At 73.9% G+C, this 24,627-nt stretch carries 20 protein-coding genes; 4 read left to right on the forward strand and 16 right to left on the reverse strand.

Features of this window, described 5'->3' with window-relative positions:
• The 3 genes from BUB17_RS17090 to BUB17_RS17100 all read right to left on the reverse strand — a co-directional run.
• On the reverse strand, positions 1-259 hold a 259-nt coding region (locus BUB17_RS17090; protein ID WP_175561395.1), incomplete at its 3' end, for a transposase.
• 892 nt (positions 260-1,151) lie between these two features.
• Positions 1,152-1,451, reverse strand: a complete 300-nt coding sequence (locus BUB17_RS17095; RefSeq protein WP_072919898.1) for a hypothetical protein — start codon at positions 1,449-1,451, stop codon at positions 1,152-1,154.
• A complete protein-coding gene (locus tag BUB17_RS17100; protein WP_072919899.1) occupies positions 1,448-2,215 on the reverse strand; it encodes a ParA family protein in 768 nt (255 codons plus the stop codon). The genes BUB17_RS17095 and BUB17_RS17100 overlap by 4 nt, the downstream gene beginning before the upstream one ends.
• Before the next feature lie 239 nt (positions 2,216-2,454).
• On the opposite strand from BUB17_RS17100, the gene BUB17_RS27260 reads away from it, so the two are divergent.
• The gene (locus BUB17_RS27260) at positions 2,455-4,347 is read left to right on the forward strand and encodes a DUF4407 domain-containing protein (RefSeq protein WP_072919900.1); all 1,893 of its coding nucleotides are present in this window, start codon (positions 2,455-2,457) and stop codon (positions 4,345-4,347) included.
• A gap of 427 nt (positions 4,348-4,774) precedes the next feature.
• Positions 4,775-5,236 carry a tyrosine-type recombinase/integrase gene (locus BUB17_RS17110; protein ID WP_072919901.1) on the forward strand — a complete coding sequence of 154 codons (462 nt, stop codon included), beginning with the start codon at positions 4,775-4,777 and terminating at the stop codon, positions 5,234-5,236.
• A 122-nt stretch (positions 5,237-5,358) separates the two neighbouring features.
• Here the strand turns inward: BUB17_RS17110 and BUB17_RS17115 are convergent, their stop codons facing one another.
• Positions 5,359-7,536 (reverse strand): FG-GAP repeat domain-containing protein, encoded by a 2,178-nt coding sequence (locus tag BUB17_RS17115; protein ID WP_072919902.1) that lies wholly within the window; start codon positions 7,534-7,536, stop codon positions 5,359-5,361.
• A 308-nt stretch (positions 7,537-7,844) separates the two neighbouring features.
• Between BUB17_RS17115 and BUB17_RS17120 the strand changes: the two genes are divergently transcribed.
• Complete coding sequence (locus BUB17_RS17120; RefSeq protein WP_072919903.1) at positions 7,845-8,621, forward strand: PIG-L family deacetylase; 777 nt, start codon at positions 7,845-7,847, stop codon at positions 8,619-8,621.
• Positions 8,622-9,291: 670 nt separating this feature from the next.
• Here the strand turns inward: BUB17_RS17120 and BUB17_RS17125 are convergent.
• The 12 genes from BUB17_RS17125 to BUB17_RS17180 all read right to left on the reverse strand — a co-directional run bounded on the left by BUB17_RS17125 (position 9,292) and on the right by BUB17_RS17180 (position 23,449).
• On the reverse strand, positions 9,292-10,218 hold the full coding sequence (locus BUB17_RS17125; RefSeq protein WP_072919904.1) for a lipase family protein: 927 nt from the start codon (positions 10,216-10,218) through the stop codon (positions 9,292-9,294).
• Position 10,219: 1 nt separating this feature from the next.
• Complete coding sequence (locus BUB17_RS17130; protein ID WP_072919905.1) at positions 10,220-11,185, reverse strand: trypsin-like serine peptidase; 966 nt, start codon at positions 11,183-11,185, stop codon at positions 10,220-10,222.
• 6 nt (positions 11,186-11,191) lie between these two features.
• Positions 11,192-13,093, reverse strand: coding sequence for a peroxidase family protein (locus BUB17_RS17135; protein WP_208983428.1), 1,902 nt, complete (start codon positions 13,091-13,093; stop codon positions 11,192-11,194).
• 224 nt (positions 13,094-13,317) lie between these two features.
• Positions 13,318-13,725, reverse strand: a complete 408-nt coding sequence (locus BUB17_RS17140) for a hypothetical protein (protein ID WP_072919906.1) — start codon at positions 13,723-13,725, stop codon at positions 13,318-13,320.
• Positions 13,722-15,227: a Dyp-type peroxidase gene (locus tag BUB17_RS17145; protein WP_208983437.1), complete on the reverse strand. Its 1,506-nt coding sequence runs from the start codon at positions 15,225-15,227 to the stop codon at positions 13,722-13,724. Before BUB17_RS17145 ends, BUB17_RS17140 begins: the two co-directional genes overlap by 4 nt.
• Positions 15,228-15,262: 35 nt before the next feature.
• Positions 15,263-16,528 (reverse strand): hypothetical protein, encoded by a 1,266-nt coding sequence (locus BUB17_RS17150; RefSeq protein ID WP_072919907.1) that lies wholly within the window; start codon positions 16,526-16,528, stop codon positions 15,263-15,265.
• A gap of 12 nt (positions 16,529-16,540) precedes the next feature.
• A complete protein-coding gene (locus BUB17_RS17155) occupies positions 16,541-17,806 on the reverse strand; it encodes a catalase family protein (RefSeq protein ID WP_072919908.1) in 1,266 nt (421 codons plus the stop codon).
• Between the two features lie 103 nt (positions 17,807-17,909).
• Positions 17,910-18,377, reverse strand: coding sequence for a hypothetical protein (locus BUB17_RS17160; RefSeq protein WP_083606394.1), 468 nt, complete (start codon positions 18,375-18,377; stop codon positions 17,910-17,912).
• A gap of 305 nt (positions 18,378-18,682) precedes the next feature.
• Complete coding sequence (locus BUB17_RS17165) at positions 18,683-19,003, reverse strand: hypothetical protein (RefSeq protein ID WP_141243061.1); 321 nt, start codon at positions 19,001-19,003, stop codon at positions 18,683-18,685.
• Positions 19,004-19,031: 28 nt separating this feature from the next.
• Complete coding sequence (locus BUB17_RS17170) at positions 19,032-21,212, reverse strand: hypothetical protein (protein ID WP_141243062.1); 2,181 nt, start codon at positions 21,210-21,212, stop codon at positions 19,032-19,034.
• 96 nt (positions 21,213-21,308) lie between these two features.
• Positions 21,309-22,067: a hypothetical protein gene (locus BUB17_RS17175; RefSeq protein WP_072919911.1), complete on the reverse strand. Its 759-nt coding sequence runs from the start codon at positions 22,065-22,067 to the stop codon at positions 21,309-21,311.
• Positions 22,064-23,449, reverse strand: coding sequence for a tyrosinase family protein (locus tag BUB17_RS17180; protein ID WP_072919912.1), 1,386 nt, complete (start codon positions 23,447-23,449; stop codon positions 22,064-22,066). Before BUB17_RS17180 ends, BUB17_RS17175 begins: the two co-directional genes overlap by 4 nt.
• A 276-nt stretch (positions 23,450-23,725) precedes the next feature.
• On the opposite strand from BUB17_RS17180, the gene BUB17_RS17185 reads away from it, so the two are divergent.
• Entirely contained in the window at positions 23,726-24,622 is an 897-nt protein-coding gene (locus tag BUB17_RS17185; protein ID WP_072919913.1) for a zinc metalloprotease, read from the forward strand.
• The last annotated feature ends 5 nt before the right edge of the window (positions 24,623-24,627 follow it).

Below are 24,627 nucleotides of genomic sequence, written 5' to 3' on the forward strand. Positions count from 1 at the left end.
ACGAGCCCGAGCGCAGCTTCGGAATGGCGACGTCCAGCGTGCCGGCGCGGGTGTCGAAGTCCCGGGACCGGTAGCCGTTGCGGGTGTTGACCCGCTCGGCCGAGCGGGCGCCGTACTCCGCACCGCAGACCGCGTCGGCCTCGGCCGACATGAGGGTGTTGATGAAGGTGGTCAGCATCTGGCGCAGCAGATCAGGGCTGGCCTGGGCCAACTGCTCGTCCAGAAAGCGGGCAGGGTCGATACTGCTCGGAGCGGTCATCGCGTCGAACTCCTGGGGCTGTGAGAGGTATCCAGAAGATCACGCGGTGGCCGCCTTCACGTACGGGGCCCGCTGCTCACCGGGGCCGTCGCACACCACCTTGGTGGACGCCACTCGCGCTCGGCCTCGCGTCAGCACCCGATCTCCCTCGAGCCGCGTCAGAGACACCGCAGTGGAGGGGCAGTGGGTCGCTGGGGCGACCAGCCCACGACCAACGGACCGCCGTCAACGTCAGGCGCCAGCCAACGGTGGCCGACGATCCGATCTCGCTGTGACCTGCTTGGGCATCGGGTGGGCAACGGTTGCCGATGGGTCAAGGTGAACTCGCAGGCCCGGTCGTCCGACGCCGGGTCACCGGCGCGGCGGTGGACGCACGGATGCGCAGACCGGGCGACCTCGGTCCCGCGGCTGGGCAGGGGGCGGACTGTCCGCACGGACCCTGCGCTACGTGCACACGATCCCGCGGTCCGCGCTGCGCGACGTCGTCGAGGACAGTCGCTGTCGGTGAACCCGGCCGACCGATCCGCACCGCTGAGACCGTCAGGAGCCCGGTCTCCGGGATGGGGCGTGGACGGCTGCCCAACTCGGGCGTTCCCGCACTGGGCGGCGCCGGAGATCCGGACCTCGCGATGGGCCGGCGTCTGCGGGGCGACTGGGTTGCGCAGTGGTGAGGCCCTGGCTCTTCGCTGACGGGACGTGGACCTCGACGCCGGCCGATCCCCGGTCCGGCGCAGCCTCGGCGTGGTGAGGGCCGCCGCGGTGGGCTCGGATCAACCGGTGGGCGCTCCCAGGCCCTGCCCCCGGACCCGCCGGGTCACAAGTCACACCCCGGCGAGCCCGCACCCGATCAGTCGCCTGCCACGTCGGCAGACTGGCCCAGTGCGGGAGCCGGTCAGTGGACGAGGCCCGTCAGGGAAATCCGCACCGGCCCGGCGCTGAGTACGACGCCACCGCGCAGACGCCGGACACCGGGCGCCGACCACTGCCAGAGCGTCACGCGCAGCTCCAGCGTCGGCGTCGACATCGGCGTCCGCACCCAGACCGTGCCGCGGCGCTCCTCCGGCGGCGGAGCCGCGCGGTGCACCGGTTGCGGGACGGGCATCGGCGCAGCCTGGCGCAGGTCGTCGAGCAGGTCGTCCTGCAGGGCGCGGGGGCGCTTGACCCGTGGACGGACCTTGTCGGCAGTTGTCATCGCTGGACCCTCTCGGCGGCGGTCAGGGCCTCGTCGGCGAGCGCGAGGTAAGCGGTCGCCACCGGGCTCGTGGGGTGGGAGAGCACGACAGGACGCTTGGCCAGCGTGCTGGTCGGTACGCGACGGGACAGCGGCACGCGCGTCCGGAGCAGGGGGAGGTCCGTGCCGTCGAGCGCACCGGCGACCTCACGCGCCGCGCGACCGTGCTGGTCCCAGACCGCACACGCGACCCCGACGAGCACGGCCGAGGTGTTCTCGTACGTGCGCTGCTGCTCCAGGAAGGCCGCGACGCGTGCGACGCCGACCGCGGAGCCGGGATCGCTGGTGAAGACGGTGAGGACGGCGTCGGCCGCGCAGATGGCGGCGAGGGTGAGGCCACCGAGGTCCCCACGGGTGTCGAGGACGACGTGCTCGTACTCGCCCACCAGTGGTCGCAGCACCCGCCGCACGCTCGTCACCAGCCCGCCGGTCGTGGCCAGGTGGGCGGCCGCCGTCTCCAGCGACGGGTGGGACGGCAACAGGTCCAGCCCGGGCGTGACGTCGTGCCGGACCACGGCGCGCGCATCGGCGGAGGGGTCTTCGAGGAGTGCGGCCAGGCTGTCCTCGCCGGACTTGGCAACGACCCCGAAGGCCCGACCCAGGCTGTCCTGCGGGTCGACGTCCACGGCGAGCACCCTGCCGCGTCGGGCGAGGGCGACGGCCAGGTTCGCGGCCATCGCCGTCTTGCCCACACCGCCCTTGGAGGAACAGACAGCCAATCGCATGGGCGAAGTGTGCGGACCGCTCGCGGCCACGGGCAGGTGCCGGGCCGCACACGCGGTGTCCGTTGCCCCACCCGACGCACTGTGCTCGATGTCACCACCGGCGGGTGCCCTGCGCCGGGTCGCCGAGTGCTGACAGCCGGAACCGCCCGGGCGCGATCACGCCCCTGGCACTGCCCGCCGATGAGACAGGCGAGGCGACGGCCGATCCTCGACCTCCGTCGCCCGGGGAGAGCGCAGCGATGACTGTTCCAGTCCGGCGGATCGGCGACGGGCTGGCCGTGCTCGCCGGCGCCCACCCGGACGTCCTCGAGGCGGCGCCTCGCGCCCGCGCGCGGTTCGTCGCGCTGGGCGGCGTCCTGCTGAGCACCGGCGCCCTCGCCGTCCTGTCGGCAGCGTTCGCGGTGCACATGGCGCTGGGCGCCTCGTGGCCGGTGGCGTTGCTCATCGGGCTGGGCTGGGGTGCGGTGATCGTCAACCTCGACCGGATGCTGCTGGTGGGGATGGCGCACGATCCGTCGCTCCGGCGGAACGTCGTCCTGGCCGTGCCGAGGATCGGGCTCGCGCTGGTGCTCGGCGCGGTCGTCGCGACGCCGCTGACCCTGCGGGTGTTCGGCCCCGAGATCGACACGGAGGTCGTGTCGATCCAGGCCGAGGCGGCGGATGCCTACAAGGCCGGCCTCGAGTCCGACGCCCGGTTCCGGCAGCTGCCTGCACTGCGGGAGCGGATCGCCGCCCACCAGGCGGTCGTCGCCAGTGGCGGGTACGCGGACCCGGCGTTGGAGCCGGTGAACGACCGGCTGGCGACCGAGCAGGCTGCCTACGACAAGGCGGTCAGCAGCTACCAGCAAGTGGCGGCGAAGGCGCAGTGCGAGATGGACGGTACGTGCGGCACAGGGGACGCCGGGGACGGTGGAGCCTACCGGAGTGCCAAGGCGGCGGCCGAGGCGCAGGCCGCGGTGGTGACCGCCGCGAAGGCCCGTCTCGACGCCGCGGTGACCGCCGCCGAGGGTGCCGGGGCTCGCAGCGCCGCGCAGGCACAGGCCGGCCTGGTCGCCGACGAGGCCACGCTCGCCGGCCTCACTGCGGAGCAGGACCGCCTGCAGGCCGCGTTCGAGGCCACGAACGACAACGCTGACGGCATCCTGATCCGGCTGCAGGCGCTGAGCCGGCTGAGTGACCGCGACAGCACGCTGCAGATGGCACACCTGATGCTCTCCTTGCTCCTCGTCTGCATCGAGCTGCTGCCGGTGCTGATGAAGGTCCTGCTGAACTTCGCCCCTCCGAGTGCCTACGACCAGGTCACCGCGCTGCGCGACCACGAGGACGTCGAGGCCATGCGGCTGCGGCAGAAGGTGCGGCTGGGGGTGGAGCAGGCCCAGGCGGAGCTGCTCCTCATGGCCGAGTCCGAACGGGTGGAGACAAGGAGACAGGGCATCCTCGCGCGGCAGCACGCCGCCGAGGCGGTGAAGGCGGCCCAGGAGCGCGAGGCGGCCGAGGCGGCCGAGGCGCGGCGGGTGGAGCGCCAGAAGCAGGTGATCCTGGCGCGTCAGCAGGCGGCCGAGGCGCGGCGGGCGGCCGAGGCGCGGGACGCGGCCGAGGCGCGCAAGGCGGCCGAGGCGCGGCGGGCGGCGGAGGCCCGGCGGGTGGCGGAGGCCCGGCGGGTGGCCGAGGCGGCCGAGGCGCGCAAGGCGGCCGAAGCGCGGCGGGCGGCCGAAGCGGCCGAGGCGGCCGAGGCGCGGCGCGTGGAGCGTCAGAAGCAGGTGATCCTCGCCCGGCACGAGGCGGCCGAGGCGCGGCGGGCGGCCGAGGCGCGGGAGGCTGCCGCGGCGCGCAGGGCCGTCGAGGCGCGGCGGGCAGCGGAGACGCGCAAGGCGGCCGAGGCCCGCAGGGCGGCCGAGGCGCGGGAGGCGGCGGAGGCGCGGCGGGCGGCCGAGGCGCTGGAGGCGGCGAGGGCGGAGCTGGAGGCCGCGAGGCTCGAGCTGGAGCAGCAGGCGGCGAGGGACGCCGCGGCCGAGGAGAGCGCACGCTGGCCGTGGGACATGGGCCCGTTCGGCTTCGCCCGCGACGCCGCCGTGCGGACCGTCCGGACGGTCACACGCCGAACCTCCAACCGGGTCCCGACGTCGGTCTGACGCCGGCCGGTTGCCGTGAACCTCGACGGCGCCCCTCGTGCCCAGGAGTCGGCGGCCGAGTCGGCCTCCTGCTGCGTCCGAGCGGGGCCCGATCCTCGATCTCCTCTGTCCCAGGGTGGTCTTCGGCCGCCTCCTCACCCGAGCCCCAGCCCGACGCATCAGCGGTGCCACCAGACCTTGACGGCGGACAGCAGCAGCCCAGCGAGGACCGGCAGGAGGACGACCGGGACGACGCCGACGAGCCGGCCGCCGGCGACGCGCGTTGGCGATCGACCCGGCCGGCATCGCGGCAGCGAACCGCCAGTCGTCCCGCAGCACGACGAAGCTCTGGTCTCGGCTGTACCGGGGGAAGGCGACACCATCGTCGGCAGGCTGGTGATCAACGAGAGGCTGCCCGCGAGTCTGCCTCCATGGCCCTGTTCAACCCGTGCTCAGCGATCTCGATGGCACTCACCGGCACCCGGAGCGGTTCTCCCGCCGTTTCGCCGCCGGCCAGGTCGCCCAGGCGCGCAAGGCGCTGGGGGAGGAGCAGCTGCCGGGGATCCGGCTGCACGACCTGCGGCACACCCACGCCACCCTCCCACTGGCTGACGGCGTGCCGGTGAAGGTCGTCTCCGAGCGCCTGGGTCACGCCAGTGGCGCCATCACGCTCACCGTCTACCAGCACGTCCACCCCGGCACGGGCCGTCAGGCCCGCCGACCGCTCGCTGGCCCTGCTCTTCGGCTGATCAGCCGCGAAGTGTCGCAGTGGTATCACGAGGGCCTCGGAGGCCCCGACACGGAAGCGCCCCGGGCTCCTGAGCTGCCCGACACCGGAGCGTTGCTGGGTCCGAGGGCGACACCCCACATACGCACACGCCATCGGGCCCAGGTCAGGCAGCAGTGGTGAGGGACGACAACGCCCGCCGTGGACTCCCGGAAGGCCGCGAGCGCGTGTGGGCGTACACGGTGCCCGGTCCATGTCCGTCGCGACGGCGACGCCGAGCGCTTCGGCGGCCTCCGGCCTCGGTGTCAGGCGATGCCGGCCCGGTGGATCACGTTGTGGACCAGCGTGCTGAGCGTGGCGTCGACGACGAGGCTGCCCCCGAACGTCAGCGATCCAGCGGAGAAGACGAAACCGCCGCCGGGATGGTCGTAGTACGTCATGTCCGCCCCAGGGGCGGTCCCGTCCGACACGCCCTGGGCGAGGACGACGAGACCGCTGGGCAGGGGGGACGGCGGTACTCCACCCGGTTGCAGGACCGCCGGCCGCAGCCCGCAGCTCGTCGGGACGCCGGTCGCGCCGGGGCCGCGGCTGGTGTCGACCTCCCATCCGCTCGCCGCGCCGTTGCCCCTGCCGCCGCTGTGCCCCCGGTTGAGGCCGACGGCGCCCACGGTGTCGCCGTCCGACAGGCCCGTCCCCTCGAACAACGGGTGATCGGCGGACCGCACCACGTAGGCCGACCCCGGCACCTCGCAGCGTTCGGTGGCGACGCCGAGGAGCGCACGTTCCGGCCTGCCCAGCACCCGGAACATGGCGAGCTCGCGGTCGCCGCCCTCCTCGCCCAGCCGGAAGACCATCGCCGTCCGGTCGGCGTCGTACTCCCCGGCCTCGAAGACGCCGTTGCCACCGAGGTAGGCCAGGCTCCCGCCGGCAGCGAGGTACGACGCCAGCCGGTCGTACATCTGCGGCGTCCAGTACTCGGGGTGGGTGCCCACCACGAGGAGGGGGTGCTGCTCCGGATCGCACCCGTCGTCGTGGAAGTCGATGTCGGTGAAGATGTCGGGGGAGTGGCCCTCCCTCTCCAGCCACCCGAGGAGCCACAGCTCGCCGCGGGTGAGGTGGCTGTCCCCGTTCGGCGCGGACTGCGGCATGGGGCGCAGGAAGCTCGTGCGGGCCGCCCCGGAGTACTTCGACCGGCTGCCCCACCCGTTGTAGGCCAGCCAGGTGTTCACGTTCGCGAGCACCGCGATGCCGGAGCGCCGGTCGTCGCCCGGCTCCACCACGAAGGTGATGTCGCAGCGGCCTCCGGTGGAGTCGGTGCAGGCGGCCGAGTAGATGCCCGAGGTCCACTCCGGCGGCACGGTCAGGCTGAAGGTCTCGTCCCAACCGCACCCGTCGCGCCAGGCTGTCGCCGGGGCCACCTGGTGCTCCGCCGTGAACGCCACAGACCGGACCTCGGTGGAGTCGACGGTCTCCGACGTGGAGGTGTGCCGCCGGATGGAGGCGACCGCCTGCCCCTCGTGCGACAGGTGGAACGAGATGGACTCGCCCGGCCGCGCCGACAGCGGCCAGCAGTACCCCTCGATCGGCCGGGTGGGCCACACCCCGACCCACACCGACCCGTTGCCCGGCTGGTAGGCGACGACGTCGTGCCACAGGTCGCCGTTCACGCTGCCGGCGACGACCTGCCAGCCCTCGGCCGGCCGCAGCGGCGGCGACAGCTCCGTGAGGGCGAACCGGTCGCCGGCGTTCTCCCCGATCCACAGCGTGCCGTTGCGGGGGTGGTAGCCGAGGAGGTCGGCCTTGTCCCGTCCGGTGAACAGGCCGGTGCGGATGCGCCAGTCCTGCGCCGGTCTCAGGGTCGCCCACTCGGTGAGGGTGAAGGACGATCCGCGGTTCTCCCCGACCCACACCGAACCGTCGTCCGGTCGGTACCCCACCACGTCGGTCGTCCCGTTGCCGATGACGTCCGCGGTCGCGAACCGCCAGTCCTGGCCCGGCGTCACCGTGGCCCAGGTCCCCCGGAAGGCGAACGCGGAGCCGGTGTTCTCCCCGACCCACAGCGAGCCGCTGTCGCGGTGGTAGGCGAGGAGGTCGGCTCGCGCCCGTCCCGTGAACAGGCCGCAGTCGATCGTCCACCCGGCCGCCGGGGCCAGGTCCGCCCACCGGGCGAAGACGAAGCTCCCCCCGCGGTTCTCGCCGACCCACACGGAGCCGTTGCCCGGGTGGTAGCCGACGACGTCCGCCCGGCCGTCGCCGGTGACGTCGGCGACGACGAACTGCCACCCGTCCGGGGGATCCACGGTGGCCCACGGCTGCGAGAACGCGAACCGGTTCCCGCGGTTGTCCGCGACCCACAGGGTCCCGTTGCCCGGGTGGTAGCCGAAGAGGTCGCTCCCGGCTCCGCCGGTGAAGTGCCCCACCTCGATCACCCACCCGGCGGCCGGCGTCACCGACGCCCACTGGTCGAACCCCAGCTCCGACACGCGGCTCTCCTCTCATGGGCAGGCGGGCGGCGTCCGGTCGTGGAACGGGCGCCGTCGGGCACTGTGCGCGGAACGCCCCGGTCGCGTCGCGGGGTCGTGTCGCGGGGTCGTGGTGGTGTGGGTGACGCGTGCTCGATCGCGTCGCCCGGGGAGCCGAGTCCCGGTGCCGCCCGCGACGGCCGGGATCCCCGTCGGCCGCCCCTGTGCCTTCCGGGCGGTGCCACGCGCCGGGTCCGGGCGTGTCGCCGACGACGCGAGCAGGCTCCCTGTGTGCCCTCCGGGGGAGACCCGAGCACAAGGAGGCAGCCGTGTCCGACGTGGTCTTCTACGTCACCGCCCACACCGATGACGCCCTGCTGTTCCGTGGCGAGGGGCTGTTCACCGACCTGCACACCGCTGGCGTCAGGACGGTGCAGATCCTGCTGACGGCCGACGACGCCGGCCGGACCGACGGCTGGTGGGAGGCGCACGAGGCGGCCTGCGTCGAGTCGCTGGCCGGCACGCTGACCCCCGGCACGCCGACGTCGGCCCGGGTTCCGGTCAACGGGCACCCGATCCAGCGCTTCACCGGTCCGACCTGGGCGCTGTACGCCCTCCGGCTCCCCGACGGCAACGTCGACGGGAACGGCTTCCCCTCCACCGGGAACCTGACGCTCGGCAAGCTGCGGCGCGCGGAGATCCCCTCCCTGCCGGCCATCGACGGGTCGACCACCTACGACAGCTGGGACGACCTGGTGACCACCGTCCGCGGGATCGTCACCTCGCAGCGGGGGACGATGCGGCCGTGGGTCAACACCGCCGACCACGACCGGACCCTCAACCCGGGCGACCACCCCGACCACTACGCGACGGCGGACGCCGTCCTCGAGCTCGCCGCCGCCGACGACCTCGACCGGCTGTGGTGGGTCTCCTACGACGTCGTCAACCGGCCGGCCAACCTGGCCGGCTACGCCCATGACATCAAGTGGTTCCTGTTCCGCCTCTACGGCTGGACGATGGACCACCGCATGGGCACGCCGCCCAACGAGGAGGAGTGGGGCTGGTGGGGGGCACGCAGCTACGCGCGCACCGAGCACGCGGGCTGACGGATTCCCGGGTGGACCGTGGGTCCGGGTCCGGATGGGGAGGGCCGGAGCCGCGCCGGGATCCGCTGGAACGGCCCCCGCGGCATCGGGGCCGCGAGAGGGGTCCGGCCGGCTCCCGGCCCGATGCCCACCCGGACCTATATGCGCCGATGGCGTCCGGGTCGATCGAGCCCGGGGATCCTCAGCGCACCGACCAACGCGCACTGCCGGCTCCGCAGGCAGCCGGAGGCGGTGGACGCCGGGCATCGACGACGCGGCACACGACCGGCTGTCCCACCCGCCGCCCGTCACGCCGCACCTCTCCGCGCCGCGGCCCATCGTCCGCGCCGTCCGGCGGATGCGGTCGGGCGCCTCGCACGTGCTGATCCCCGCTGCGGAAGCGTCCGCCGACGGGTCACACCGGTCCTCCTGGTCTCGGGTGCGCACAGCGACCAGCGACACCGCCGGGCACGGACGGCGTCGGGTGGAGGACACCACGGACGGCGTCACCGCGCCGTCAACCGCGACGAGCCTGCGGGCCGAGGTCCGGACGCGGCGGGCGGGCTTTCGCGCTGCCGTCCTGGGTGCACGAGGTGGCTGCTCGGGGGCCGCCGGAGTCGGGTGCGCGGTCTCCCGCGGACGGCGCAGGGCCTGCCGGAACCCATGCCGGGGCAGGCAGCGGGCGGCTGCGTCAGGAGGGGCGGGTCGCGGCGATCCCGATGGGGCCGGCGACCCGTGCCTGCGCCAGGTAGCGCGAGATCGAGTGCGGGTCGGTGTCGTTCTCCACCTCGAGGTCGGCGAGCGGCGCCCCCCAGGACTGCACCAGGGGGTGCCCCAGGGCGACCACGTCGTTGACGTCGTAGGCGGTCAGCCACTCGACCCCGGGGTGCTTGGACCCCGGGTCGAGGAGGTTCTTCTGCACCGCCTCGAGACCCAGCGGTGACCCGGCCGTCACCCACAGGGCAGTCCGCTCGCGGACGTCGTCGTCGTGCAGCAGGTCCCGGGCCACCACCGTGCCCAGGCTGTGCGAGACGAGCACGAGCGGCCCCTCCGCGGGGAGGGCCTCCCGGACCACCTCCAGGACCTCGTCCCGGCCGTCGCTGAGGTAGAGGGCGACGTCGCGCAGCTGCGCGGTGATCACCAGCTGGTCCACCCGCGACCGCTTGGCGAGCGAGACGAGGAGCTCTCGCGCCGGGCCCCAGGAGAGGATCCGGTCGCGCAGGCCCTCCTCGCGCAGCCGCCCCCCACCCCCCGTCCGCTCGACCGGCGGTGGCGGCTCGTCGGGGTCGGGGACCGCCATCCCGGCGGCCCGGGCCATGTCGAGGAGCAGCTCACGCTCGAGCGCGCCGGTCTCGGGCGGAGTGGCGGGGGAGAACGGCCCCGGTTCGTCCGTCGACCGCGTCGACTCCAGCCTGAGGGCCTTGCCCGCCGACGCCGCGGTGACCTGGTACAGGACGTTGCCGTAGAACGGCAGGACCACGCGGTCGGCGGGCAGCGGGTCGGCGCCGGCCGCGGTGAGCCCGGCGTTCAGGGCTGCCAACCACTTGCGGAGCAGTTGCTCCGGTTTCTTGAACTCCTGGCCGCGGCCGTGGAGGAAGACGAGCGTGGGTGCGGTCATCTCACTGCTCCTCACCGAGGATCGGGGTCAGCAGGCGGCGCTGCTCCAGCGGGACGCCGGCGCCGCGGAGGCTGCGGACGATCCGGCTGACCCGGGCTCCCTCGTTGCCGACGTAGGCCACCGCGTCCTCACCCATGTCCCGTGTCCAGCGCTGCCCGTCGCGGGTCAGCTCGAAGCCCTCGTCGTCGGTCGCGGCGACCCCGCCGTGGTGCAGCGCGACCATCTCCCACTGGTCGTTGAAGACCGGCGCGCCCGAGGAGCCCTCCCGGGTGTCGCTCTCGTAGCGCAGCCACAGGTCGTCCTCGGCGACCATCCGGTTGAACCGGAGGCTGACCCGCTTGCGCTGGCCCGCGGGGTGGTGGATCACGTTGAGCACCTCGCCGATGACGGCCTTGCCCGTCTGCCCGATGAGCGGGATGGAGCCGTACGTCTCACCGGGTGGCCGGCCGTCCCGCAGGGCGACCGCGACGACGGTGTAGTCCAGGTCGGGGTCGGTGACGAAGCAGTCGCCCGGGGCCAGCGGCCACCGGTCCTCGTTCCGGGACTCGCCGTCCTCGTCGTACTCGTAGGCGAACTCCACGGCCATCCCCGCGGCCTCGTCCGGCGTCCGGACGACGTGGTGGTTGGTCAGCAGGAGGCGGTCGGTGACCAGCGATCCCGTGCCGATGGGCACGACCGGCTGGCGCCGCGGCGCCTCGACGACCCGACCCACCGAACGGGCCGCGCGGAGCCCGCAGTCGAAGAAGCTCAGCCAGACGGAGTCGTCCTGGTCGACGATGCCCTCCAGTCGCAGGTGCCGCCGCCGCAGCCGGTCCTCGCGCTCCTGGAGATCCGCCGGGCTGTTGGCCAGGGTCAGGTCCCGCTGGCCGATCGCCGCCTGGGCGTCCGCGCGCTGCTCCTCGCTGGCCACCCACCGTTCCCGGATCCCGCGCAGCCGGTCCTCCACCCCGGTCGCCACCATGGCCATGCCTCCTCAACTCCGGACGCCGGGACGCTGCCACGGCAGGAAGGCGTTGGACACCGAGCGCATCGCCGGTCGCAGCTGCGGGTAGTGCCGCAGGATCACCGAGGCCATGGTGTTGTCCGCCAGCCAGCGCATGCCGGGCACCGTGTAGACCGCCGGGGTGAAGTCCCCGGCGAGGAACCGGTCGCTGTTGAGCCGGCGCGACGCCATGAGGATGAAGATCCGGAACGCGGTGTCGCTGAACGCGAAGCCCTCGGGCAGGCGCTCGGCGAACAGCCCGACCATCAGGTCGACCTTCTCGACGTCCCCGCCGTAGAGCTGCGACATCTGCCGCGCGAGGTCGGGATCGCCGGTCAGCTCCTCGAAGCCGGCGGGCGCCCGCAGCCGCAGCAGCCGCCGGAACTCGCAGTAGCGGGGGACGCCGAGCTCGCGGTGCCGCAGGATGTCGACGGCGGCGAGGTCCATGACCTTCCCGTCCGGCCGGACGAACTCCTGCAGGGACCTCGGGAAGTTGTGCAGGGTCACCACCCCGGGGTGCTCCGTGCCGAAGGAGTACAGGAGGTCGGCCACCGGCACGGTGTCGAGCAGAGCCAGGGACCGCGGGCCGGCCAGCTCGCGCAGGCTGTAGGGCTCCGCCCGGTACCGCCGGTCGTCCTCGTGCGAGCGCAGGTCGAACAGGTCCGGCATGAGCGGGTGCATCCGGTAGACGGCGGTGAACTCCTCGGTCAGGGAGTAGGGGACGCCATGGTCCCGCGTCGGCGACCCCGGGATGCCGCTGACCAGCTCGCTGTCGCTGAGCCGGCCGAGCGCCGTGCTGAGGCGCTCTCCGGCCAGGCCCCACCAGTTGGCCCGCAGCGCGGCGGCCGTGGTGGGGTGGCTGATGACGGCGGGGGTCCACTCGGCGGTGTGGATCTTGGCGGTCAGCGCGGCGACCACGAGCCTGGCACGCTGGAAGAGCTCCTCGTCACCCCAGGCGGGGAACTCGTCGGCGAGCATGTCGCAGACGGCGTTGTGCTCGCGGGTGAAGAGGGTCTGCAGCGGTACCAGGCCGAGCCAGAACCCCGGTTCCTCGAGCGTCGGGTGGTCGCTCCTGGGCGTCGGCAGCATCCCGTCGGCCTCGACGCGCAGCTTGCCGCCCTCGAACGTCCGGGCCTCCCGCTGCTGCTCGGCGGTGACGCCGTAGATCTGCGAGGCGTCCCACCAGTGGGTGCAGGCGTTGACCGACGTCCGCGGTGACGAGGTGTCCGGGCGGGTCGGGTCCTCGGGGGTGCGCATGATCAGCATGGGCCGCTCGGGCCACGGGTCGTCGTCGGCCAACTCGACCCGCCACGGGTCCGCGGTGGGGCTCTTCCCGTGGCTGAACCAGTCACGGATCATCCACTGCAGCCACGGGGCGACGAGCGCGTTGACCGACGTCGCGGGGATGAGCTCGTTCCGGGTCATCAGCTGCCGGCTGACCTCGCGGGGACTGGGCTCGACGACCTCGGCCGGCGCCGGCCGGCCGGCCGCGACGAGCGGCACGTTGCGCCCGAACCGCGAGCCGGCCATCCCCGCGGACGGGACCGCGAGGTCGTTGTAGCTGCCGTCCACCGTTCGCGAGGTCAGGACCCGCGGGTCGAACGGCGGAACGGCCGGGGACCGCGTGGTCGGCAGCGCCCCGGTGTCGTGCAGGTTGTGCCGGCGCAGCGCGTCACGGAGGCCGGCGAGTACCGCCAGCCCCAGGGGCACGGGCAGCCGGTCCCAGCCGAACACCCGATCCAGCGCCCAGGCCGCCGCGCGGTAGAGCCGCCACGGCAGGCCCGGCCGGTAGCCGTTCCCGGACGTGACGGCGCCGGGCTGCGCCGTCGTCCGGGGTGGTCCGTCGCCGACGATCCTGCTCCCGGGCGGCTCGGTCGTGGACGTCCTGGTCATGGGGTCCTCCTCGGGGAGCGCACGGTTCCCTCGTGCGGTGCCGTGGTGTCTCACTGGTCCAGCAGGCCGAGTCGAGCCGGCTCCTGGGAGAGCCGGGCGGCCGGCTCGCTGATACGCGGGAGCGCGTCCGGGTTCGCGGCGCCGGGGTCGGCCCGTGCCGCCCGCGCGGCGGGACCTGCGCGTCCACGTGCGCCTCCTGGATCTCTCCCGAGCCGTCCGGCGGGTCAGCGGGACCGGAACAGGCGCCGTGGCGGGTGGCGGCGCCGCGCGCCCAGGTTGACCAGCGAGAGCACGAGGTTGACCGCGGAGATGGCGGTGGCCATCGCCCCGGCGCGTCGGGGCAGATCGCCCCGGCGCCAGGCGAGGAGGGCCGCGACGGTGTCGCTGCCGTGGACGACGGGGGCCAGCTGCTCCGCGTGCCCCCGCCGACGGGCGTCGGGGGTCAGCAGCTCGGCGCCGATGAGCACGGTCCGGATGCCGAACATCCGCAGCGGATAGCGCATCCCCGGCTGGGTGGCCGGGTCGATGTCCAGCCGGCGGATGACCAGGCCGGGAGCGAGCAGGCCCGCCGTCCCCATCGTCAGGCGGACCCCCGCGAGCAGCACGCGGGGGAGGTCGGCGCTCGACGTCATGGGGTCCTCCTGTCGGCCGAGGGGCCGGAGGCGAGGTAGTGGAGTGCGCGGACGCCGGGGAGGAAGAAGTAGCCGCCGCCGCGGACCCGCACGAACCGGGGCAGGTCGAGCAGGCGGTGGCGGACGGGCTCGGCCGGCAGGGGGAACACCCCGCTGTCCGGCGCGTGGGCCCCGGCAATCGGGTCCGGGCTGTCCTGCAGGCCCGCGAACGCCGGGTTGTTCAGCCAGGTGTGCTGCACGAACTCGAACTGGCGGCTGAGGTTGGCGTTCACGCAGAGGAAGTGCAAGCCGCGCCCGGCGTCCGCCTCCGTCCCGTCGCCGGCGTCCTGGTCGCACGGCAGGACGTCGTACTGCCGGCCGCGGCGCAGGAGCCGGTGCCGGTCGTTGACCCGGACCGAGGCCTCCGAGCCGGGGCGCGGGTCCAGCGAGTCCCGCGGGTTGGCCCGGCGGGCGTGCGCCGCGATCGGGCACCCGAGGCCGAGCGCGTCGCCGTCCCGGTGGTAGCGGAAGGCGTTGTCCACCGGATGGGCCTGGTCGTCGCGGTCGGGACTGATCGTCAGGGACGTGCCGCTGGGCCACCGTCCCACCATCTTCGCCGCGACCTGCTCGGCCGGCAGTCCGGTCCGCGCCGCCCACCGGTGGGCGTGGTCCCAGAAGGCGGTGACGTCGAGGGCGAAGGTCCGGGCGACCAGGTACGTGCCGTTGCGCCCGAGATCGACGCTGGGCGTCCCCGCATCGGGGGCGGGGAACAGCAGCCGGCCGGGGTCCGCCGCCGCGGGCAGGAGGGGGCGTCCGGTGCGCGTGCCGTAGGCGTTGGGGTACCCGAGGAGGAACTCACCCAGGGCCACGTCGCCGTCGGCGCCCTCCCCGTGCAGGCCGGCCACCGTGGGCTGGGAGATCCCGTCGGCGAAGCCGAGGTGGTCACGCTGCGCCAGGGTGGCGGTGGGGAGCGTGACGACCTCCTCGACCCCGTCGGCCGGGACCAGTCGGCGGACCGCCTCGGTGTGCGTCCGGAGCTCCACGTCGGACGCCGCGTAGAGGAGGAGCAGGACGTCGACGCGAGGGTTGGTGGGGCCGCCCCAGGCCCAGGTGGAGGGGGCGTGCTCGCCCTCGTCCCCCAGGAAGGCGCTGCGGGTGGGGGTGGTCATCCCGCCGGTGAACTCGAGGGAGAACTGGTCCAGCGCCGCCTGCGGCAGTCCCAGCCGGGCGAGGCCGCGGTGGCCGAGGGCGACGTTGAGGGCCCGGGTGCCGTGGTCGGCGGCCATGCTGGTCACCAGGGGGAGGAGGCCGGCGAGGAGGGCGCGTCCTGCGGCGCCGTCGTCCACGCGCAGGCCCAGGAACACCGCCTCCGGGAGCCGCCCGTACCCGCTCCCCACGATCCCCTGGACATCGGCCCGGTCGACGCCGCGCCCGCTGCGTGGAGCGGGGCCGGGTGCGGGCGCGGCCGGCCCCCGGGCGCCGCGGTCGACCCGGTGAGGCGCCGCGCTGCGGGTCGGTGCCATGTCCGTTCCCTCCGGGTGTGCGGGTGCTGCGGTCGTCAGAGCAGGGCGAGCCAGTCGCGTGCCTCGTCGTCGGAGAGGGTCCGGCGGGCCAACCCCCGGCGGATCGCGGCGTTGGAGCGGGCGTTGAGCGCGGTGAGGTCCTCGTAGGCTGACCACCAGACGTGGCTGAGGGCCTGGCGGGTGCGCAGGTGGTTCTTGAACTGCTCCTCGTCCCGCGCGCCGCGCCAGAGGAGCAGGATGGTCCGGGGGTAGCCCAGGCCGTTGCTGAAGATGGCGTTGAGACCCCAGGCGACCTTGTCGATGAAGTCGTCCATGTAGCTCTCGAGGCTGCCGTCGTAGCTGCTGAGGAAGATCATCCGCTCGGGGGAGAGGTAGACCCACCGGGCGAAGTGGATGGTCGTGACCCCGGCGAGGCTCCCGCGGTTGAGCACGTGCCGGACGGCGTAGCTGATGGCGAACAGGACGGTCCGGGTGAGGGCGGCCCGGAAGGGTCCGGGCTTGAGGAACCCGACGGCGGCGAACGGGTTGTGCGCGACGTGGTCCTCACCCGCCCGGAGGCGCTCCACCGCGACCGGGTCGGGGCGCTGCCGGTCGGGCACGTCCCGCAACTCGTGGATGAGCAGGACGACGGCCACGAACGGCAGTGCCAGGAGGATGACCGGGAGCAGCGGCAGGAGGACCGCCGGGACCGCCAGCAGGTGGGCCAGTTCCCTGGCCCGCCACCACAGCGGAGGACGCCGCGCGGGTACGACACCGACGCGCAGGTCCGGGTCGGTGAGCGCGTGCCGGCGCAGGACCGCGTGGATCTCCGCCGGCGGGAGGTCCACGAGATCGTCCCGGTGCTCGTCCAGGTATGCCTCCAGGCCCTTCCGCAGCCGGGCCTCGGCGCGCACCTGCGACACCCCGCGTCCCACGGTGTTCACGTAGAAGGCGGCCTCGGGGATGCGGTGGGCCCGCAGCCACGCCGTCCGGCTGGCCGGATCCGGCCGCGTCGGGTAGTCGGTGCAGCAGGAGAACGCGCGGTCCAGACCCGGCCCGGAGACGTCGGCCAGCGCCTGGAGGTGGGCGTCGGCCGGGCCGTCGAGGTCGGCGGTGTAGAGCAGGCTGGGCCCGACCCTCGTGCCGGACGGGCTCACGGCGTCGTCCAGCAGCATCAGCCGGGCGAAGTGCAGGCCGGCGAGCCGGTCGAAGGCCGGGACCGCCCGGTCGGGGCCGGCCAGGTCCGCCAGGGCGGTCGCCGCACGGTCGTGGTGCTCGGCCGGTAGCGGTGCGAGGACGGTCACCGCGGACTGCTCGGGCACGGGGTCCTCCGATCAGCCTTCGGGGACGGCGCGGCGACCGACGACGGTGGCCCGGCGCTGCCGCTCCGGCCGCCGGTCGTCGTCGGGGAACACCTCGCTGCCGTCGGGTTCGACGTGGGGGACGGCGTTCATCGACTGGCGCAGCTGGGCCAGCTCCGCGTACATCCGGCGCCGCGCCCGGTTGGAGTTACCGAGGGGCCGGTGCTCCGGCAGGCTGTGCCACGGGTTGTAGCGGAGGACGTCGGCGAAGGCCAGCTGGGCGTCGGAGTCGAAGCGCTGCGCCGGGAGCCGCAGCCGCGCCACGGGGACGTACGGCGAGAGCCGCTCCGGCCACTTGACCGTGGCGTCCTCGATCGGCATCCGGTGCGGGTCGGTCTGCACCTGCACCATGAAGTCCATCTCCCAGTCGCCCCGGGCCAGGGTGCGGACCATGGCCTCCCGCAGGTAGTTCTCGGTCGGGTGGGCCGGGATCCTGGTCCGTCCCCGCTGCCGGGGCCTCAGGGAGTACTCGACGGCGCGGCCATCCCCGAGGAGGAACGGCACGTTGCTGTAGTACTGGACCTCCAGCGGGTTGGCGTGCATGGGGCTGTACAGCAGCTGCATCGCGAGGTGGAGCAGGTGGCGGCCCGGGGGGTCCAGCAGGTAGCCCAGGGGTGCCTTCGCGCGCACCCACTTCTGCATCCGCGAGTTCTCCCGGACGTCCGGCGTGACGAAGCTCGCGGGCGAGACCAGGATCAGGTCCTGCGTCCGCTCCTCGTCGGGCATGAGCTTCGGGCCGTCCACGCCCATGACCTTGATCGCCACCGAGCACTGGCCCAGGTCCTCGAGGTCGGGTGGCGCGAAGGGGCCGGGCCCGGAGAAGCGCACCCACGCGGGGAACCTGCCCGGCGCGGCGAACAGCCCCTGCCGCAGGTGCTCCGGCAGGTCGGGCAGGACGGTGAACTCACCCCGGAGCACCCCGAACGTCTTGGTGTTGCCGAACCGCTGAGCCGCGCCCGGCAGCCAGTTCTCCCGGGTGAACGCGCTGATCTCGTCGATGATCTCCTGGGTGTACCGCTCCTCGTCCGGCAGCGGCTCCTCCTGCGCCAGGGCGAGGTGCTCGTCCTCGCGCAGGCGGTTCTGCAGGGCCTGCAGCAGGGCGAACAGCGGCGGGCGCAGCCACCGGTCGACGTGCGGCCGGTACAGGAACTCCAGGCGCCGCTCCAGCCGCCACGCCCAGAGGAACAGGTCGCTGAGCGGGCGGAGGACGAAGTACGTGAACGGGCCTCCGGGGTTCACGATCCGGCCCGCGCATCGGGAGGTCGGGGCGGACGTGGAGCGGTCGACGAGCGAGCGGGGGAGGTCGCCGGCCCCCAGCCGGCGACGGCTCGTGCCGACACGGCTACTGCTGACGCAGGGTGAACCACCCGACCCGGCGCTTCCACAACCAGACGACGCCGAGGTACAGGCCCGGAGCGACGAGACGGACCTCGTCGCGGACCATCCGCGCCACGATGGACGTCCTCGAGTAGTCGATGAGGACGCAGTCCCGGTCGTCGACCCAGCTGCGGTCGTGGGACAGCAGGGCACGGATCGTCCGCATGCGCAGCGGCCCGATCAGGTTCTGCAGCGACCTGCCCGAGGGCTCCGTCTCCTTGCCCTGCCAGACCACGAGGTGCACGAGCCAGGCCAGGAGACCGCAGGCAGGGGTTCCCGGGAACAGCAACCCCGTCCCGGGCAGGCGTCCGTGCGGGATGTCCCCCGCGGGACTGCTCCGGAACAGCAGGTCCAGTTCCCGGTTGTCCATGCGCTGCAGCGCCCGCTCGTCGAGGACGTCGTCCCGGACGGCGGTGACGTGTCGGAAGACCACGGGAGCCTCCAGCGGCAGAGGTGGCGGGGTGCGGGACGGCGGCCCCCCCGTCATCGCCGCCCGTCGCCGAGATCGCCACGAGGGTCACGACGGGGGCGACGGACACGGGAGCCCGCGTCGCGGAACAGCTCGGCATGGCACCCCCTGGGTCCGACGACGTCACGACCCAGGTTGCGGTTCCGGCGTCACCGGAACGTCACCGGTCCCGTTGCGGAGGCCCGTGTCCTCGCCCCGCGTGACGGACGCCTGGTCGGGGCACGGGCCACCGGCCTGCGGATGACCGGAGTGCAGCGCCCTCCTGCAGGTCACCGGTCGGCCGGCCGGGACGGCACCCGGCGAAAGGTCACCCGGTCGTCGCCGGCGGAGAGGGTGAGCAACCCGCCCGTGAGGCTCGCCGAGTACGTCACCCCGCGATCGTCCGCCGTCCGGATGCGCACCGACCCGTCGCGCAGGACGTCGAACGACGCCTCGTCCCAGACCGGCCGGCGCACCCCGTCGCCGACTGCGCAGTACGTGCGGTCCGCGAAGAACTCGATCTCCTGCGGAAAGGGAGTCGTCGACCCGCCGTCGTCGACCCTGCTCCACGTCCCGACCAGGTCGCCGAGGGTGACGCCGGTGCCGCTCACGAGGGGAGTCTGTGCCATCCGGCGCCGTTCACCGTGGCCGTCCCCCCTCGTCCATCCGCCGACGAGCGGCCGCGGCGAGCTTCCGCAGCGACCCGGTGTCCGGCGCGTCGTCCGTCCCGGTCACCTCCCCGTGCCGGATCGCCTCCTCGCGCACTCCGTATCGCGCCTCGACGCGGTCGAGCGCCTCGACGGCGCGGCGGCGCTCGGCGGAGCTCACGACCACGTCATCGCCGGCGAGCCGCTCGAGCGCCCGCCGGGACGGCTCGTCGGCCGTCGCCCTGCTCCGGAGTGCGCGCTTCGCGTCGAGCCATGCGTAGTGGGGGCCCAGCGTCGGGTCCGACGCGGCCTGCTCGATCGCCGCGAAGCCGTTCCCGACGTCGGCGGTCGCGGCGATGGCCAGCAGGGTGTCGGGGGTCGACAGGATCCCGTACGCGGCCCGCTCCTGCTCGCCCGAGGTCGCCGCCGTCACGAGCAGGGTGGCCGAGCCGCTGAGCGCACGCGGCGTGCCGCCCTCGTCCCAGCGGACCTCCACGACGATGCGGTGCAGCCCGGCGCTGGGGAGGAGCGCGCCCTGCGGTCCGTGCGTGACGGTCGCCGCGGAGGACAACCGCTCGCCCGGCTCCAGTGAGCGCAGGGGCTGGCTCTCGACGCACGGGACGAGCGGGAGGAACGTCCGCACCGTCCCCGCCGGGTCGATCACCTTCCCCCGCACGGTGCCTCCCCGCAGGCCGAGTGACGCAGGCACGAGCACCGGCGCCGTCGACTCGTTGACCAGCGCGAACTCGACGCGCGCCGGTGCGCCCAGGGGCAGCAGCTCCTCGACGGGACACACCTCGAGCCGCAACCCCGGGGGCCGCTCGACCAGGTCGTCAGCAGCGATCGGTGCCACCGAGTAGTCCTCGCCGAACTGGATGCCGCCGGGACGCACCCACACGTCCGGCATGTGACGGAGCCGCTTCTCGTCGTCCGGGTGGAACGCCCACCGGATGTTCTGCGGGAACGGGCGCCCGGCGTGCGCCCGTCGGGCGATCACGTCCGTCGTGTTCATGAAGCCGTTGTCCGACGCGTTGTGGTACAGCCCCATGGCGTGGCCGAGTTCGTGGACGGCGGTCCGGAAGTAGGTGGGCAGGTCGTCGCCGAACCGCGTCCCCCTGAGGGGGCCCCAGCTGGGGTCGTCCTGCTCGTACACCCAGTCGCAGGCGATCCCGACACCCTCCCGGGCCGTGCCGTTCAGGTCGACGGCGGAGCTGTCGTACATGATGCCCCGCTCGGTCTCGTCGAGGCGCCGCACGCACAGCAGGTGGTAGCGCCACTCCACGTCGAGCAGAGCCTCCCGTCGGTCGCGGTACTCGAGCATGGCCGCGTGCATCTCGGCGTCGCCCCACGACTCGCCGCTCGGCTCGGCGACCGTGTCGTCGCTCTCCACGACGGTCAGGTCCCAGCCCACCGGCTCGAACACCTGCCGCCAGCCGTATCCGTCCGAGCCGTTGGTCCTCGGCGCCACACCTCCCGGGACCCGGTCGACCTCCAGGGTGGAGCGGCGCAGGAAGGGGGAGACCCACCCGAGCGAGAGCGTCCCGGTCACCGCGCCCGCCGCGTTCTCGACGTCACCGGTCAGGTAGTCGGCGCCGGACGGGAAGCCCGATGGCGCGGTCGTCCACGACAGCTGGACCGTCGAGACGCCCTCGTTGGTCCACGCGGTGATCGCCGCGTTGAACCGGAAGAGCTCGAACGTCAGGGTGAAGCTCTCCTGTGCGCCGGGGGAGTCCGACACCCTCGTCACGCGCACGTAGTACCGGTAGTCGGCGCGGGGGAGGACCGGGATGCCGTCGGCCGGGTCCGGCTCACCTGCGGCGTCCGCCGGGCGGCCGCTGGACACGTGACGGAGGTACAGGTCGCCGCTGACGGTGAGGGTCGTCCCCACGCGCTGCACCCGGAGCGATCCCAGGTAGTAGACCGCGCCGGGGCGGGTCGATGAGGTCTGGAGGGGGGTGTAGCGCATGTAGTAGCAGCCACCCCGCAGCGTGCGGGTCGGCGTGATCGGTCCGCTGTCGCTCGTGTCGCCCAGGCCGGCGCGGTAGTCGCGCGCCAGGAACGGGAGCCCGTCCGGCAGCGGGGGCGGCGGTCCGTGGGGGTCCGGCACGCGGCCGGCGTCGACGGAGTAGGCGGCGGCACCGCCGGCCAACGAGCGGGGAGAGGGAGCGGTCATGGCATCCACCTGGAACGGGACGGGACCGCGCGGTCGGTGCGCGGCACGGGCGGGGAACGGTCGGCGTCGGCGGGCGGTCGGACGCCGGCGTCGGGATCAGCCCGGAGCGACGACTCCGGGGAGCAACCAGAGGCCGACGGCGGCGAGGAGCAGCACGGGGACGGGGTCCCGCCACGCGCGCGGGTGCGCCGCCTCCCACCAGGCGGCGACGGAGCCGCCGACCATGAGCACCACGCCGTGGCCGACGACCATCGCAGCCATCACCGGGACGCACAGCAGTGCGCAGCGACGCCACACCACGGCACCGGCGACCGATGCCGACGCCAGGCCGCGGACGCCACCCGGAGCGATCGCCGGCAGCCTGGAGCACCGCCACAGCAGCCGGGTCCGCCAGGCCGAGCGGTTCCACAGCACCGCGGCGGCCACCCAGCCGAGCTGCCATCCTCCGCTGCCCGCCGGTACCGCGAGGGCGTGCGCGACGGAGGCGACGGCCAGGCCGACGGCCAGCCAGAGCACGGTCACCGTGGCCAGGCACGTCGCCACGAGCCGGACGCGCCACCCTGGGAAGGCCGCCCGCCCCACGGCGGACAGGGCCGGCACGGCCAGCGGCCACATCATCGCGGCGACCATGACCGACCACCCGAGGACCCAGGTCCCGGTCCACGGATCGAGGGCCGCCACGCCGTGGTGGTGCACGTGCCCCGTCGCCGCCGCGCCCCCGACCCGCGTGGCCGCCAGCGCCTCCACGGTCAGCACCACCCAGGCGACGAGGGAGCCGGCCAGCACCCACGTCGCCGGAGGCGGCAGGGGGATCCGGACGGGACGAACCCACCGGACCGCCTGGTCGAGGGTCACGGCGTCTGCAGGTAGACCGTGACCTGGCGGACGTGGATGGACCTGTCCTCGTCGTCGGCGGAGTCGGCAGCCCCCTCGTCCGGGACGACCCGGACCGACAGCCGGCCACCGGACCAGCCCTCGGCCAGCAGGTCGGGCAGCACCGACGAGAGGTCGACGACGTAGCTGCGCTCCTCGGTCTCGGGTGTCCCGGCGAGCCCGAAGGTGGAGAAGCGTCCCGCGCGGTGCGCCTGGGCGTCGGGGGTCGCGCGGACCTCCACCGCGTAGGCCTGGTGCGGCGCCATGGCGCTCACCCCGGCGAGCTCGACCAGCAGCCCGGCGGGGGAGGCGTCCGGGAGCAGCCGGGCTCCGCGCTCGAGGGGGACGTCGCGTTCCTCCCCCGATGTCAGTCCGAACGTCGCTGCGACCGGCAACCACGTGGGTTCGGTGTCGTCCACCGCCATCTCCCTGCCCGCCCGGACGGCCCCGCGCCGCTCCTCGACCGCCGCGGCGAGGTCGTCCGGCAGCGTGGCCGACTCGTAGACGTAGTCGAGGGCACGGGTGTCCTCGACGTCGTCCATGGTGTACGTCGCCGGGGAGCCGGCCGCGCCGAACGCGAACGTGGCCGATCGCCACTGGACGACGAGCAACCGGGGCGCCCCGCCGGGATCGGTGAGCTCGATCGACCCGGGCAGCCCGCGCCAGACCTCCCACAGCCGGTCGATGTTCGCGTGGTGCAGCCAGAAGACGGGATCCCGTGCGGCCGTCGTCGTGCTGCCCATCAGGCCGTTCCGGCCCGCGATGCCGCCGTGGACGAAGTTGTGCGGGCGCATCTCGACGGTGGTCGCCCCGTCGAACCCCACCCGGTCCGTCCCACCGAAACCGAACGCCGGGAACCGCCGGACGTATCGGGTGTGGGCCATCGCATCGACGATGCCGACGTCGTCGCGGGGGATGGGCGCGGCGCTCCGCTGGGGTCGGTACAGCGGATTGGGCACGGCCTGCCCGTCGACGGTGCGGGTCTCGACGCTGAACTCGACCGGGATCGTCCGGTCGGCCGTGTCCCCGGGCACCGAGTAGTCCCAGTAGGGGAGCCGCCACTCCTCGTCGCCGGTGAGTTCCCGGATCGTCGCCTCGAACCAGGCGAGGTACGCGCGGTGCCAGGGGAGGAACGCCCACGACGCGTGCGCGCACTGGTTCCACAGCGGTCGCGGCCGGGTGCCCGTCGGGATGCCGTGGGTGTTCGCGGCCCACAGCCACGAGCGCGGGTCGTCCTCGCCGAGCTGGTCCATCAGCCGGACCCCGTGGGCGTAGGTGTCGAGCACCGGGTGCCACTCCTGCGTCCGGGCCTTGGCCGCGTCCGCCAACGTCAGGGCGGCCACGTCGCGTCGGGTGCGGATCATCGTCGACCTCCGTCACTGGCTCGGCGGGACGCCCCTGCCGTCGTCGGCGCCCCGGCGGAGGGGAGCTTGTCCGCGCGGCATCACCACGGCGTCACCGCGGCGTCACGTGCGGGCCGCCGCCGTCCGGGAGCGCCGTGATGCGGGGGTGATGCGGCAGTGACGGGCGGACCGCGAGCATCTCCGCCATCGCCACGAGGTGTCCCTGGACGTCCCCCTCGTGCCGGGTGGTCGCACGCCGCCCCCTCCGGGACGTCCGGGCCGAGACGGAGGAGAGTCATGGAGAAGCTGGTGATCGGGGACCGCGAGTACGACAGCCAGGAGGCATTCGTCCGCGGCGGGCGTCGCTGCGGGACGCCGGAGCTCAACGAGTTCCAGAGGGAGCGCGTCCGCGCACACCTCCGCACCGCCCGGGCGAACGGCATGGACGCCTCCGCCGTGACGCGCCTGGAGATCCCGGTGCACTTCCACGTGGTCCACGACGGCGCGACGGGCGCCCTGACCGACCAGGAGCTGGAGGCCCAGCTCAACGTGCTCAACGACCGGTTCAAGCCGCACGACATCGTGTTCACCCGGGCGTCGGTGGACCGCACGGACGACCCGGTGTGGTTCCGGATGACGATGAACAGCCCGGCCGAGCGGAAGGCGAAGACCGCGCTGGGCGAGGACCAGCACCGGGCGCTGAACTTCTACACCGCCGGCATCGGCGACAACTTGCTCGGGTGGGCCACGTTCCCGACCGACTTCGCGGGCGACCCGGTCAGGGACGGCGTCGTGATGCTCTACTCGACCCTCCCGGGCGGCTCCTCGAGCCCGTACGACCTCGGCCTGACCGCCGTCCACGAGGTCGGCCACTGGCTCGGCCTCTACCACACCTTCCAAGGTGGCTGCACGCCTCCGGGTGACGAGATCGCGGACACGCCGTTCGAGGCCAGCCCCAACTACGGGCCCGCCGACCCGACGCGCGACACGTGCCCGAACGACGGCGGTCACGACCCGACCACCAACTACATGGACTACACGGACGACGCCGGGATGACGGAGTTCTCCCCGGGTCAGGTCACCCGGATCAAGGAGCACGTCACGCTCTACCGGCCCGACCTGCTCGGCGTCGGCCTGGCCGATGCCGCGGACTCCGCGCGGGCCGGGATCGACTTCGAGACCGGCACCTTCTGACGGGA

The organism is Geodermatophilus obscurus (genome assembly GCF_900143215.1).
Lineage (GTDB): Bacteria > Actinomycetota > Actinomycetes > Mycobacteriales > Geodermatophilaceae > Geodermatophilus > Geodermatophilus obscurus_A.